Genomic DNA, 13,651 nt, shown 5'->3' with positions numbered 1-13,651 from the left:
TTCGTCCAAATGGGGATCCACGTGCCGCCGACGCATCTGGCCGATGCGAAGACTCTCCAACTGTTAACTATGCACGCTGCGTTGGAGTTCCTCCACATTCGCCGTGCGGCATGCACGGTGACTGTGACCTTTCCCGCACCGTGTGGCAATCGTCGTCCGCCCGCGCAAACGCAGTAGATTGGGGACATCGAATCGACAGTTCCGCCAGCTGAAAGACCTCCGTGCATCTCAAGACCCTGACCGTCCGTGGATTCAAGTCGTTTGCCTCGGCGACGACGTTTGAATTCGAGCCGGGTGTGACGGCCGTCGTGGGGCCCAATGGATCGGGCAAGTCCAACGTCGTGGACGCCCTGTCCTGGGTGATGGGGGAGCAGGGTGCCAAGACCCTGCGCGGGGGCAAGATGGAGGACGTCATTTTCGCCGGCACGTCGGGACGGGCGGCACTCGGGCGTGCCCAGGTTTCCCTGACCATCGACAACGCCGACGGGGCCCTGCCCATCGAATACTCCGAGGTGACGATCACCCGGACGCTGTTCCGGGCCGGGGGATCCGAATACGCGATCAACGGCAGATCGTGCCGATTGCTGGATATCCAGGAACTGCTCTCGGATACCGGCATGGGACGTGAGATGCATGTCATCGTCGGACAGGGCCAGCTCGACCGGATCCTGCACGCGACGGCTGAGGAGCGCCGGGGTTTCATCGAGGAGGCCGCCGGAGTGCTCAAGCACCGTCGGCGCCGGGAGAAGACCGTCCGCAAGCTCGACTCGATGGCCGCCAACCTGTCCCGCCTGCAGGATCTCACGGGCGAGGTCCGTCGGCAGCTCACCCCGCTGGGCAAGCAGGCCGAGGTCGCCCGGCGGGCACAGTCTGTCCAGTTCGAGGTGCGCGATGCCCGGTCGCGCCTTCTCGCGGACGAGCTGGTCACGTTGCGCGAGGCGCTGACCCGTGAGCTCGAGGATGAGCGGCGCATCAGGGAACGCCGGATTGAGGTCGAGTTGGCGGTTCGGGAGGTCAAGGAACGGCAGTCCGGACTGGAAGCCGCCGCGGAGCTGACAGTGCCGGCGCTGAACGCCGCACGCGAGGCCTGGCATGGACTCAACACGACGCAGGAACGGTTCCGTTCCCTCGGTGCGCTGGCCGCCGAACGGGAACGGAACCTGGCCTCCCAGGGCGCGGTCGTCCATGACTCGTCGCGTGACCCCGACCGGATGCAGGCCCAAGCGGAACGACTGCGTTCGGAGCTGGGGGTTCTCGAGGGCGAACGGGCGGCCTTGTCCCTCCAGCTGGAGGAAACCATCGCCCGCCGCACCGCCGCGGAATCCGCGGCAGCGGAGGAATCGCGCCGTCTGACCGAGCTCATGCGTGCCGCCGCGGACCGTCGGGAAGGACTTGCGCGGCTGGCCGGGCAGGTCGGGTCGGCTCGCAGCCGGGTCGAGTCCCTGGAGGGCGAACTCGGCCGTTTGCGTCAAGCCGCGGAACAATCACGTGCACGCGGGGCGACGGCCCACTTGAAGTACACCGAGTTGGAACAACAAGCCAGTGGTGTCGAGGACTCGGAAGAGGATCTGGACGCAGAGCACGAACGCGCCGAGGAGACACTGGCAGCCTGCAGCCGCGAACTCGAGGAGCTGGCAGCACGGGAACAAGCCGCCGAACGGACGCGCACCACCTTGCAGGCACGGCTCGAGGCGTTGCAGGCGGCGATGGGTCGCCGCGACGCCTCGGAAGAGATCCTGCAGGCGGGCATCGACGGCATTCGGGGACGGATCAGCGCGGACATCCGCGTCGCGCCCGGCTACGAAACGGCCATCGCCGCAGCGCTCGGTCCCTTTGCCGAGGCCCTGAGCGCCCACAGCGGCCAGCAGGCACGCCGGACGCTGGAATCGGTGCACGACGGTGAGGCAGGCCGCATCCACCTCGTTTTCCCCCCGGTACCGCAGGACGGAGGCCTGGGCGTGGCCGTCGCGACGACGTCGAGTCCAGGCGCCGCGACGAAACCCGCCGGAGTTCACTGGGCGGCCGAACTCGTCGACGTGCGCGACGAAGCCCCCGATGGCCTCCAACAGGCCGTCCATTCGCTGCTGGACGGGATTGCGATCGTCGAGAACGGGGACGATGTATCCCGGATTCTGGCCGATGACCCGCGGCTGACGATCGTGACCCTTGGCGGGGACGTGCACACCTCCAACAGCCTGGCCGGAGGATCCGGCGCGGGGTCCTCCCTACTCGAACAGCAAGCCGCCATCGATGCCACCCAAAGAGAACATGGCGCCGCGACGGCCGCCTACGAACAACTCCGCTTCCAACGCGCCGGCGTCGAGGAGCGCCACCGGGAAGCCACGATAGCCGTCGAAACGACACTAGAACGCCTCTACCAATCGGACGCCCGCATCACCGGCGTTGCCGAACAGCTGGCGACCCTGGGATCCACGATTCGCCAATCGGGTGCCGAAACCGAACGAACCGACCAGCAGGTCACGACCGCCAACGCCTCCCTCGAGTCCGCACAAAGCACGGTCACGGAACTGCAGGCCCGCCTGGAAGCGGCCCAGCAGGCTCCGTCCGATGAGGAACCCGATGGCAGCACGGGTGAACGGCTCGACGCGGAAGCCGCCAGCGCCCGGCAGCACGAACTCGAAGCGCGACTGGCCCTGCGCGGCAGCGAGGAGCAGGTCAATCATCTGGGTGGCCGCGTTGAATCCCTCGTCCAGTCCGCGGCCCGGGAACGGGGACACCGCGAGCTGGCCGAAAAACGGGCCGCCTCCCGGCGCCTCCAGGCAGCACGGGCCGGCGCGGTGGGCCGGGGAATCGACATCGTGCTCAAGCGCGTGGCGGTCTCCCTGGAGCAGGCCGGGGAGCTACGCGATCGCCTGGCCGCCGAGCGCGACGAACTGGAGGCACAGGTGGGCCGGATCCGTGCCCGCGCCGCTGAACTGTCCACCGAACTGGGGGGACTGACCGACTCGGTCCACCGCGATGAGCTGGCGCGGGCCGAACAGCGGATGCGCATCGAGGCCCTCGAAGCCCGCTCGCTGGAGGAATTGGGCCTGACCCCGGAACACCTGGTGGAGAACTACGGCCCGCATCTGCCCGTCCCCCTGCCCGCGGGGGAAACTGACAAATGGGCTGCGTTGCGCCAGGACGTCGACGAAGAAGGCAACCCCATCGTGGAGGGAACGCCATTCGACCGCGTCGAACAGCAGAAGCGCCTGCGCAAGGCGGAGAAGGACCTGGCATCCCTCGGCAAGGTGAACCCGCTGGCGTTGGAGGAGTTTGCCGCCCTGGAAGAACGGCACAGGTTCCTGGCCGAACAACTGGATGATCTCAAATCCAGCCGCAAGGACCTGCTGGACATCATCCGCGATGTCGACGAGCGGGTCGAGCGGGTGTTCACCGAGGCCTTCCGCGACACCGCGGAGCAATTCGAGAAGGTCTTTGCGACGCTGTTCCCCGGCGGCGAGGGCCAACTGGTGCTGACGGACCCGGACGACATGCTCAACACCGGCATCGAGATCCAGGCCAGGCCCGCGGGCAAGAAGATCAAACGGCTCTCCCTGCTCTCCGGCGGTGAGCGGTCGCTCACGGCGGTCGCCCTGCTGGTGGCGATCTTCAAGGCACGCCCCTCGCCGTTCTACGTCATGGATGAGGTCGAAGCCGCGTTGGACGACACCAACCTGGGGCGGCTACTGACGATCTTCCGGGAACTGCAGGAGGAAAGCCAGCTGATCATCATCACCCACCAGAAGCGGACCATGGAGATCGCCGACGCGCTCTATGGGGTGTCGATGCGTGGCGACGGCGTCACGAAGGTCATCAGCCAGCGACTCTGACGCCCGTCACAACGGCCGGCCAGCCGGAATGGGACGTCGGAATGTCGGGAGCCCTACGTAGTTAGCCGCCGGTCTTAAAAATTTTCCTCGGTTCCACGAGGGGCGTGAATATGGCTCTGACGAACTTGAACTCGCAGATGAGACATACGACAAGTGCCCCAAGGATGAACAAGACTGTGGTGACGGATGGTTGTCCCATGGTTTTCCACTCGGTCGCACCGACCAGCGTCAGAACTTGAAGGTGGAGCAGATACGGATACATGGTGTGCTGGCCGGCGGAAGTGATCCGCCTACCGACGGCGGAGGGCGATCCCGGTTGCCCGGGTAATGCCAAAAGGAATGCAGTGGCAGTCATAGCCATCAACGCCAATACGCCAAGTCGGACGATCATGCCACTGAAGTTCCCTTGGTCGAGGTCCTCATAGGAGGATTTGCCGAGGAACGGCGTTCTCCACCAGTTTTCTCCCACCAAGAATATGATGACGGCGAGGGTGAGCAGGTATCCGATGGCGCCCCATCGGAGAATCCGCTTGTGGCGCCATACGGATATCTGGTCCACGAGCCACGGGCCGGCCATAAAGAGTGGCAGGAAGAAGAGGATCCTAGAGATCGAGAGCCAACTGTCAATTTTTGGGCTTAGCCCCGCCAGCAGGGCCATTGCCACGGCGAGGGCGATGGGGAAGCGTAGCCCCCGCAGCCAGGGGCCAATGAGCCTCCAACCGGCCAAGGCCACTAGAAACCATAGTCCGAACGTTTGGTTCGTGAAGTTCCAGCTGGGATTCTTTCCCTCAATAATCCAATTCAGGGCGAATGCAATGGATTGGAAGATCACATAGGGCAAAACGAGTTGCCACCAGATCTTCGCCAGGTTCTTCCCATTGGCTTCCACACGCTTGGCCCCCCATCCGGCCAGGATGACGAAAACAGGAATGTGAAAGACATAGACAAAGTTCGATACGAGTATGGCCAGGCCACTTTGCGACCTCATCTGGCCTACAGCGTGACCGATGACTACTAAAACGATGGCAACCCAGCGTGCTTGGTCGATCCACGTCTGTCGGACCTTAACGTCCGTCGGGATGGCGGGCGATGTCGAACTCATACTGGCGCTCCTCAGGGAAAATGGGCTCCGTCAGCCTACTCGACATATGCAAGGGCCTCCGAATTCCTAGGCTGGCGATGATAAGGGCGCCTTCAATGGGATCCACGCCGCCGCGCCGACCAACCCGATGACACCCGTGATGGCGAAGGCCCAGTCGAATCCCCACTGGTCGGCGATGAGCCCGGCAACCACCGGGCCGAGGATGGCGCCGCCATCAGTGGCCATCTGGAAGCCGGCCATGACCTTGCCGCCGTTGTGCTCGCGTCCGATGGTGTCGGCCACCGCTGCCTGTTGGGCCGGATTCATGAAGCCGATCCCGGCGCCGGCAATGATCGACAGGGCGATGAACAGGACCTCATGGTCGGTCAGCCCGATGCCGGCCATGGCCACCGATCCGATCGTGAGACCCACCAACACGGGCATGCGCCGGCCATGTTTGTCAGTCACCCTGCCGGCCACCGTCAACGCGACGGCATTGCCGATCGCGAACAGCCCCAGCGAGAGGCCGGCCAGGGCAGCACCGTCGGCGAACGCCTGGGCGGCGAAAAGCGGGACCAGTGCCACGCGCACCCCGAAGTTGGACCAGCCATTGGCAAAGCCGGAGACCAGCGCAGCCCGGTAGACGGGGTCCTGGAGGGCGGTCCTGAAGAGCATCGCCGGGCGGGTGTCCCGTGGGCCGCGTTTGGCCGAGGACCGCACCCGCAACAGGGACAGGTACACGATGGCCGCCGCGACCACCAGAGCGCCGCCATAGATGAAGAAGGGCAGCCGGTATCCGAAGACGGCGAGGAAGCCACCGACGACGGGCCCGACGATGTTGCCGATAAGGAATGAACCCGCGTAGTAGCCGGAGATCCTGCCGCGGATCTCCGGTGGGGCCAGGCGGGTGATCAACGACATCGCGGACACGGTGAACATCGTGGACCCGAGTCCGCCGGCCGCTCGGAAGACCAGCAGCTGGGTGTAGTCCTGGGCGAAGCCGCACATGATGGTGGACACGGCGACGATCAGGACGCCGCCGACGTAGACCGGCGGTTCGCTCAGTGCCGAGGTCAGGCGTCCGCTCACCGGGGCGAATGCCAGCCGGGTGAGTGCGAAGACGCTGACGATGAATCCGGCGGCGGCCACGCCCACATCGAAGCTCTTGGCGAATTGGGGCAGGATCGGGGCGATCAGGCCGAAGCCGAGGGCGATCACGAAGGCGGCGGCGATCAGGACCTTGATCTCACGGGGGATCGACGGCGTTTCGGGCGAAGGGGGGAGTGTGCTCATGAGGGCACCAGCTTAGTCTGTGAGAAACTGTTGCCGTGTCTACAGAAACCCTCCTGATCATTGCCATTGTCGTCGTCGTTGTCCTGGTCGTCGGCCTCGGGACCGCTTTCTTCCTCCGCGGACGCAAGACCCCTCCAGGGACCTACACGGCCACCCGTGACGCGAACGACCCGGCTCCGGGAGGCGGCGGAACCGACACCCTGACCCGGCCGGGGGAAGCCCCGGCACAGGATGTCGACGGCGGCGGTTCGCTGGAGACGGCTCCCGCGCCCGAGGACACGCTGGGCCGGCAGGATGTCGCCGTCGACGTCCCGGCCCCGGTGCTCGGACGCCTGGCCCGGTTGCGTGCCCGCCTGGTCAAGTCCAACAACGCCCTGGGCAAGGGCCTGCTGGCCCTGCTGTCTCAGGACCAGATCGATGAGGACGTCTGGGACGAAATCGAGGAAACGCTGCTGCTCGCGGACCTCGGCAGCGAACCGACGCAGGAACTGGTCGACGCCCTGCGTGAACGCGTCAAGGTCGAGGGGCATCGGGATCCGGCACAGGTCCGGGCCATGCTGCGCTCCGAACTGATCAAACTCGTCGACCCGACCATGGACCGCTCGATCGTCTCCGATCGCCAGCCCACCGGCCCGTCCATCGTCATGGTCGTCGGGGTCAACGGTGTCGGCAAGACCACCACGATCGGCAAGATCGCCCGCGTCCTGGTCGCCGAGGACAAGGACGTGCTGCTCGGTGCCGCCGACACGTTCCGCGCCGCCGCCGCCGAACAGCTGGCCACCTGGGGTGCCCGCGTCGGCGTGCCGACGGTCCGCTCCGACGTTGACGGGGCCGATCCGGCCTCGGTGGCGTACGAAGCCGTCAAGGCAGGCATCGACCAGGAGGTCGACGTCGTCATGATCGACACGGCAGGACGCCTGCAGAACAAGGTCGGCCTCATGGACGAGCTCGGCAAGATCAAGCGTGTCGTGGAGAAACAGGCAGCCGTCAACGAGGTCCTGCTCGTCCTCGACGCCACCACCGGCCAGAACGGGCTGAACCAGGCGAAGGTCTTCTCCGAGGTCGTCAACGTCACCGGCATCGTGCTGACCAAGCTGGACGGCACGGCCAAGGGCGGCATCGTCGTGGCCATCCAGCGCCAGCTCGGCGTTCCGGTCAAGCTCGTCGGGCTCGGCGAGGGACCCGACGACCTGGCGCCGTTTGACGCCGAGGATTTCGTCGACGCCTTGCTCGACTGAGCGACCCGGCCAGCAGCCTGCCCCCATTTCGGGCCTCGAACCACCATCGTGGGTCGGGGCCCGAAACATGTCCGAAACCTGCGCGGAACCAGCACCTTACCTGGGAGCGGCATTTGTAACGCCGCCGAAACTATCGCGCACCCTGGCCTGAAACACGGGCACGGAATTCTTGAGGCATCGGCGGGATGGACCCGCCGGGATCGCTTCGGGAGGACCCGAGATGGAACTATCTGCCGGCAACGTCTGGATGATGGTCTGCGCAGCCCTGGTGCTGCTCATGACCCCTGGACTCGCCTTCTTCTACGGCGGCATGACCCGCGCCAAGGCCGTGCTGAACATGATGATGATGAGCTTCGCGGCCGCCGGGGTCGTCGGTGTCGTCTGGGTGCTGTGGGGCTACTCGATGAGCGGTGGTGGCCATGGCATTGCAGGGCTGGTCGCCGATCCGTTCACGGCGTTCGGCCTGGGTTCCCTCGTCGGCACAGACGACCTGATCAGCGTGGGATACGGCGCAACCTTCGCCATCATCACGGTCGCATTGATCTCGGGCGCCGTGGCCGACCGCGCGAAGTTCAGCGCCTGGCTCACCTTTGCGCCCCTCTGGGTCACGCTCGTCTACGTGCCGATTGCCTACTGGGTTTGGGGCGGCGGACTGCTGGGGCCGGACGGAGCCATCGGCTCCTGGGCGGGCGAAGCCATCGACTTCGCCGGTGGCACCGTAGTGCACATCAATGCCGGTGTCGCCGGCCTGGTCCTGGCCTTGATCCTGGGCAAGCGTCGCGGTTTCGGCAAGGACCCGGGCCAGCGTCCGCACAACATCCCCCTGGTCATGATCGGCGCAGCCCTGCTCTGGTTCGGGTGGTTCGGCTTCAACGGCGGGGCAGCGGGCAGCGCGGAGGAAGCGGGCCTGATCTGGGTCAACACGCTGGCGGCCCCGGCCGCCGCAATGCTCGCGTGGATCGCCATCGAACGCATCCGCGATGGGCACCCCACCTCACTGGGGGCGGCGTCAGGCGTCGTGGCCGGGCTGGTGGCGATAACCCCGGCATGCGCCAACGTCTCACCGGTGGGCGCCATCGTGCTCGGTTTCGCCGCCGGCGTGGCAGCGGCCCTGGCCGTTGGGCTGAAATACCGCTGGGGATATGACGACTCGCTCGACGTCGTCGGCGTGCACCTCGTCGCCGGACTGGTCGGCACGCTGGCGCTGGGATTCCTGGCCCTGCCCGGCGAAGGCACGGCCGGAGGGCTGTTCTACGGGGGCGGTCTGGCCCAGCTGGGCACCCAGACGGTCGCCGTCGTCGTGGTCATGGCGTATACCGCCCTCATGACAACCATCATCGGGCTGGCCATCCACAAGACCCTGGGGCTGCGCATCAGCGAGGAAGCGGAGGAAACCGGCATCGACCTCGCCGAACACGCCGAAACCGGGTACGAATTCGGCGGGCTCGGCACCACGGGATCGTTCGTGCCGCATCCCGCCACCTCCAGCCACCTGCCGCAGCACACCATCGAAGGAGCCCGGTCATGAAACTCATCACCGCGATCATCCGACCGGAAAAGATGGGCACCATCCGCGATGCCCTGGAAAGCTACGGGGTACGGGGTCTGACCGTCAGCCAGGCCAGCGGCTACGGGCGTCAACGTGGCCACACCGAGGTCTACCGGGGCGCCGAATACACCATCGACCTGCTGCCCAAGGTCCGGGTCGAGGTGCTGGTAGGCGACGAGTGGGCCGACGACATCGTGGACGTCCTCGTGGCGACCGCCAACACCGGCCGGGCCGGGGACGGCAAGGTCTGGGTTACCGAGGTCCGGGAAGCCGTCCGGGTACGTACCGGTGAGCGGGGCGACGCAGCGGTGTAGGCGCGGCACCCGGGCTACGCGCGCCACCGGATCGGCGAAGGGCCGGGCCGGTGGCCGCCGTCACGTAATGTGCATCTGCGTCGGAGGCGTTGCTATCGTGTGCCGATGGCTGAATCCCTGAGCAAGCCGCGTGACCAGCGCCTCGATATTGCCAAGGGTGTGTTGATCACCCTGGTCGTCGCGGGTCATTTCCTGGAGGCGATGAACGACTGGTCCGCCGAAACCGTCCGGCTGCCGTTGACGTTGATCTATGCGTTCCACATGCCTGCCTTCGTGTTCCTGACCGGGATCACCGCCAAACCGTCCGGGCTCGTGCGGCGGATCCGGCCGCTGGTGCTCCTGCTGGTGTTGTTCCAGGTGGGCTTCCTGGTGGCCAGCCCGTGGCTGGATCCCGGGGCCAAGTTCAACTGGTACACGCCGTACTGGATTCTGTGGTTCCTGCTGGCGCTGATCTGGTGGCTGTTGCTGACGCCCGTGATCCACCGTTTTCCCCGGTCATCAGTTGCCCTATCCGTCGTCGTGGCCATTTCCGCCAGTGCCATGCCGTGGGCCGGATATCCGCTCGCCGTCGGCCGGACGCTGACGTTCCTTCCCTTCTTCGTGATCGGGTTCGTCTACGGGAAGGCGATCCTGAACTGGTGCTCTACGGTCCGTGGCGCGCTCCGCGGCGCGATCGTGGCCGCGGCCGTGGCGCTGCCCCTGCTGCTCTTTGCCCTGGACGTCGACAACGGCTGGCTCTACGGCAGCATGAGCGCGTCCGACCTCAACGAGGGCACGACGCCGGGAGTGCTGACCCGTGCCTCGTTGATGCTGGTCGCCGCCACCGTCACCGCGGGATTCCTCATGGTCCTGCCGAGGTCACCGGGCATCCCGTGGGCCGTCCTCGGGCGCCGGAGCCTCGCCGTCTACCTCTTCCATGGATTCATGGTCAAGGCCCTGGACCCCTACCTGCCACGGATCCTGGCGGACAACAACGCGCTGTCGTTGGTGTTCGTGGCCGTTTTGACCGCCGGCACGGTCGCCCTCACCTCGTGGCGGCCCATCGACGCGCTGGTCCGGCGGATCGGCAGACCTGCCGTCGGCAAGGTGGACAGCACGCCGACTCCCGCCGCCGTCCCGGAACGGCAGGTATCCCGCTAGGTCCCTGCGGGGCCAGCCGCGGGCCGGACATTTCGTCAACTGCCCGATTCCCCGCCAACCTACGACTTCAGATCGAGCTGGACTTCCCGGGTCGTCAGCCAGTTCTCCGGACCGTTCGTCCCGGCGGCGTACTCCTCCAACGGGACCTCGTCGTTCGCCCACGCGGCCAACACCGGCTCGACGATCCGCCAGCACTGCTCGGCGGTGTCATCGCGCACCGACAGCGTCGGGTCACCGGCCAGCACCCCGGCCAGGACTTCGCCGTAGGGGAGCAGGTCCGGGCTGTTCAGCTGGGCCGATAGTCCGATCCGGTCCAGCTCATACATGTCGCCGGGGCCGTTGACGTCCAGTTCCAGTTCGAGCGTGTCCGGCCCGAAGCCGATCCGCAGCCGGGTGGGGGTGTCGTTCCCGGTGAACCCCTCGGGCAGATGGGCGACGGGCTTGAAGGTGATGACTGCTTCCTTGCGGGGGCAGCCCAACGCCTTGCCCGAGCGCAACAGGAACGGAACGCCGGCCCAGCGGGCGTTGTTGATCCGCAGTTCGATCTCGGCCAGTGTCTCGGTCCCGTTTGCTGCATCCACCCCGTCCTCGGCCACGTAGTCCGGGACCTCGTGGCCCCTGCTGGTGCCGGCCGTGTAGCGGGCCCGGCGGGTGCTGTTCGCGTAGTCGGTGGGTACCTTCGTTGCACGCAACACCGAACCGATGTGGTCGCGCAGGTCCCGTTCCCCGAGGGTCGCCGGGGCGTTGAGCGTCAACAGGGCCAGGATCTGCAACAGATGCGATTGGATCATGTCCCGCAGCGCACCCGCGTGGTCGTAATAGCCCGCCCGCGACTCCAGGGCGAGGTCCTCGTCGTAGAAGATCTCCATCTTCGCTACATGGTCGGCGCTGAAGAGCGGTTCCAGGAAGCGGTTGGCGAAGCGCAGGCCCAGGATGTTGAAGACGGTGGCCTTGCCGCGGAAGTGGTCCACGCGCTGGATGTACTCCTCGGGGACCAGCCGCGTCAGGGTCCTGGTCAGGGCATGGGCCGATTCGGCACTGGAGCCGAAGGGCTTTTCCATCACCAGGGTGGTTCCGGCCGGTACTTCTTCGGGGGTGAGGACCTCGCAGGCCTTCTGGCTGACCTGGGGCGGCAGGGCGAAGTAGAGCGCCACCGGGCCCTGAAGCGTGGCCAGCAGCTGGCCCAGTTCCCCGGGTGCGGTGACATCGATGGCCGAGTAGCTGGTCTGTGCGGCAATCCGGTCCAGGTAGGCACCGCCGTCGTCCTTGGCCTTCTTCTTGGCCTCGCCAAACACGTCGGTGACGCGGGTTTGCCAGTCCTGCTCGCTGAAGTCGGGTGATCCCGCCCCCACCAGGACAAGGTCCGCCTCCCGGCCGGTGGCGATCAGCTGGGCCAGCCCCGGCAGCAGCAGCCTGCCGGTCAGGTCGCCGGAGGCCCCCAGGATGAGCAGGGTCTTGACATGGGCTTTCTTCGCTTCACTCACGATCCCTAGCTTGCCACCATCGCGGGTTCCCTGTCTGCCGGGGGCGGTTCGATGCCGCCGGGCGCGTCGGACCTTGGTAACCTTGGAAGTCGAGTCCAGCGGGGTTTTCCCGCAGCCACCCACACGAAAGTAGTCCAGCTCCCGTGTTCAATTCACTCTCCGACCGGCTGACAGCGACGTTCAAGAACCTCCGCGGCAAGGGCCGGCTCACGGAGGCCGACGTCGATGGCACCGTCCGCGAGATCCGCCGGGCCCTGCTGGACGCCGATGTCGCGGTCCCGGTGGTGCGTGCCTTCGCCGCCCAGATCAAGGAGCGCGCGCTCGGCGCCGAGGTCAGCGCCTCGCTGAACCCGGGGCAGCAGATCGTCAAGATCGTCAACGAGGAACTCGTGGGGATCCTCGGCGGCGAGACCCGCCGGCTGAACCTGGCCAAGGTCCCGCCGACGGTCATCATGCTCGCCGGCCTGCAGGGCGCCGGCAAGACCACGCTGGCCGGCAAGCTGGCCAAGTACCTCAAGGCCCAGGGCCACACGCCGCTGCTCGTCGCGTGTGACCTCCAGCGCCCGAACGCCGTCAAGCAGCTGCAGGTCAACGGCGAACGCGCCGGCGTGCCCGTCTATGCACCGCATCCCGGGGTGTCCTCCGAGTTCGAGGAATCCACCGGCGACCCGGTGGTCGTGGCCCGCAACGGCGTCTCCGAGGGCCGCCAGAAGCAGCACGACGTCGTCATCATCGACACCGCCGGCCGCCTCGGCGTCGACACCGAGATGATGCAGCAGGCAGCGGACATCCGCGCCGCCGTCAACCCGCACGAGGTCCTGTTCGTCATCGACGCGATGATCGGCCAGGACGCGGTGAACACCGCCCAGGCCTTCAACGACGGCGTCGGCGTCACCGGCGTCGTCCTCTCCAAGCTCGACGGCGATGCCCGCGGCGGTGCAGCCCTGTCGGTCGCCTCGGTGACCGGCAAGCCGATCATGTTCGCCTCCACCGGCGAGAACCTCTCCGACTTCGAGGTCTTCCACCCGGACCGCATGGCCAGCCGCATCCTGGACATGGGCGACATGATGACGCTCATCGAGCAGGCCGAGCAGAACTGGGACAAGGACGAAGCCGAACGGATGGCGAAGAAATTCGCCGACCGCGAGGACTTCACGCTCGAGGACTTCCTGTCCCAGATGCAGCAGATCAAAAAAATGGGCTCCATGAAGAAGATGCTCTCGATGATGCCCGGGGCCGCGATCTCCAAGCAGCAGCTCGAGCAGTTCGACGAGCGCCAGATCGACCGGATCGAGGCCATCGTCCGTTCGATGACCATGCACGAGCGCGTCGCCCCGAAGATCATCAACGGCTCCCGCCGCGCCCGCATCGCGAAGGGTTCGGGCACGTCGGTTTCCGCGGTGAACCAGATGCTGGAGCGGTTCGGCGAGGCGCAGAAGATGATGAAGAAGATGGCCGCCGGTGGCGGGATGCCCGGCATGCCCGGTGGCGGGCACGGCGGTGCCAAGAAGGGCAAGGGGTCGAACAAGAAGAAGCAGAAGTTCGGCAACCCCGCCAAGGCCGCCCAGGCCGAGCTGGACGCCAAGAACCGCAAGCCCGGAGCACCCGTGGCCCCGACCGGCGCGTCCTTCGGACAGCAGGGAAACCAGGACTTCGACCCGTCGAACCTGAACCTGCCCAAGGGCTTCGAGAAGTTCCTGGGCAAATAGGCGCGGCGGG

9 protein-coding genes are annotated in these 13,651 nt (G+C 66.4%); 6 read left to right on the top strand and 3 right to left on the bottom strand.

Translation table 11 applies throughout. From position 1 onward, the window contains the following. Nucleotides 1-221 precede the first annotated feature (221 nt). Complete coding sequence (gene smc, locus AC1MEQ_RS02540; RefSeq protein WP_479793672.1) at nt 222-3,833, top strand: chromosome segregation protein SMC; 3,612 nt, start codon at nt 222-224, stop codon at nt 3,831-3,833. 61 nt (nt 3,834-3,894) lie between these two features. Here the strand turns inward: smc and AC1MEQ_RS02535 are convergent, their stop codons facing one another. Together AC1MEQ_RS02535 and AC1MEQ_RS02530 are read right to left on the bottom strand one after the other, a co-directional pair. Continuing rightward, on the bottom strand, nt 3,895-4,935 hold the full coding sequence (locus tag AC1MEQ_RS02535; RefSeq protein WP_479793670.1) for an acyltransferase family protein: 1,041 nt from the start codon (nt 4,933-4,935) through the stop codon (nt 3,895-3,897). 66 nt (nt 4,936-5,001) lie between these two features. Continuing rightward, nucleotides 5,002-6,207 carry an MFS transporter gene (locus AC1MEQ_RS02530; RefSeq protein ID WP_479793668.1) on the bottom strand — a complete coding sequence of 402 codons (1,206 nt, stop codon included), beginning with the start codon at nt 6,205-6,207 and terminating at the stop codon, nt 5,002-5,004. Nucleotides 6,208-6,242: 35 nt separating this feature from the next. On the opposite strand from AC1MEQ_RS02530, the gene ftsY reads away from it, so the two are divergent. The 4 genes from ftsY (at nt 6,243) to AC1MEQ_RS02510 (ending at nt 10,448) form a co-directional block, all read left to right on the top strand. After that, complete coding sequence (ftsY, locus tag AC1MEQ_RS02525; RefSeq protein WP_479793666.1) at nt 6,243-7,445, top strand: signal recognition particle-docking protein FtsY; 1,203 nt, start codon at nt 6,243-6,245, stop codon at nt 7,443-7,445. Nucleotides 7,446-7,665: 220 nt separating this feature from the next. Then, entirely contained in the window at nt 7,666-8,973 is a 1,308-nt protein-coding gene (locus tag AC1MEQ_RS02520) for an ammonium transporter (protein WP_479793664.1), read from the top strand. Further along, nucleotides 8,970-9,308: a P-II family nitrogen regulator gene (locus AC1MEQ_RS02515; protein ID WP_479793662.1), complete on the top strand. Its 339-nt coding sequence runs from the start codon at nt 8,970-8,972 to the stop codon at nt 9,306-9,308. The genes AC1MEQ_RS02520 and AC1MEQ_RS02515 overlap by 4 nt, the downstream gene beginning before the upstream one ends. 105 nt (nt 9,309-9,413) lie before the next feature. Next, a complete protein-coding gene (locus AC1MEQ_RS02510) occupies nt 9,414-10,448 on the top strand; it encodes an acyltransferase family protein (protein WP_479793660.1) in 1,035 nt (344 codons plus the stop codon). 59 nt (nt 10,449-10,507) lie between these two features. Here the strand turns inward: AC1MEQ_RS02510 and AC1MEQ_RS02505 are convergent, their stop codons facing one another. Continuing rightward, nucleotides 10,508-11,932: a glucose-6-phosphate dehydrogenase gene (locus AC1MEQ_RS02505; protein WP_479793658.1), complete on the bottom strand. Its 1,425-nt coding sequence runs from the start codon at nt 11,930-11,932 to the stop codon at nt 10,508-10,510. Nucleotides 11,933-12,075: 143 nt separating this feature from the next. On the opposite strand from AC1MEQ_RS02505, the gene ffh reads away from it, so the two are divergent. Continuing rightward, nucleotides 12,076-13,641 carry a signal recognition particle protein gene (gene ffh, locus AC1MEQ_RS02500; protein ID WP_479793656.1) on the top strand — a complete coding sequence of 522 codons (1,566 nt, stop codon included), beginning with the start codon at nt 12,076-12,078 and terminating at the stop codon, nt 13,639-13,641. The last annotated feature ends 10 nt before the right edge of the window (nt 13,642-13,651 follow it).

Source organism: Arthrobacter sp. ASL1 (assembly GCF_056680475.1).
The sequence above is the reverse complement of the archived record's forward strand: the minus strand, read 5'-3'. Positions and strand labels throughout refer to the sequence as shown.

Bases quoted from the DNA above. Each gene is read 5' to 3' on its own strand.
- AC1MEQ_RS02535 (WP_479793670.1), bottom strand. From the start codon at position 4,935: ATGAGTTCGACATCGCCCGCCATCCCGACGGACGTTAAGGTCCGACAG.
- AC1MEQ_RS02530 (WP_479793668.1), bottom strand. From the start codon at position 6,207: ATGAGCACACTCCCCCCTTCGCCCGAAACGCCGTCGATCCCCCGTGAG.
- AC1MEQ_RS02520 (WP_479793664.1), top strand. From the start codon at position 7,666: ATGGAACTATCTGCCGGCAACGTCTGGATGATGGTCTGCGCAGCCCTG.
- AC1MEQ_RS02515 (WP_479793662.1), top strand. From the start codon at position 8,970: ATGAAACTCATCACCGCGATCATCCGACCGGAAAAGATGGGCACCATC.
- AC1MEQ_RS02510 (WP_479793660.1), top strand. From the start codon at position 9,414: ATGGCTGAATCCCTGAGCAAGCCGCGTGACCAGCGCCTCGATATTGCC.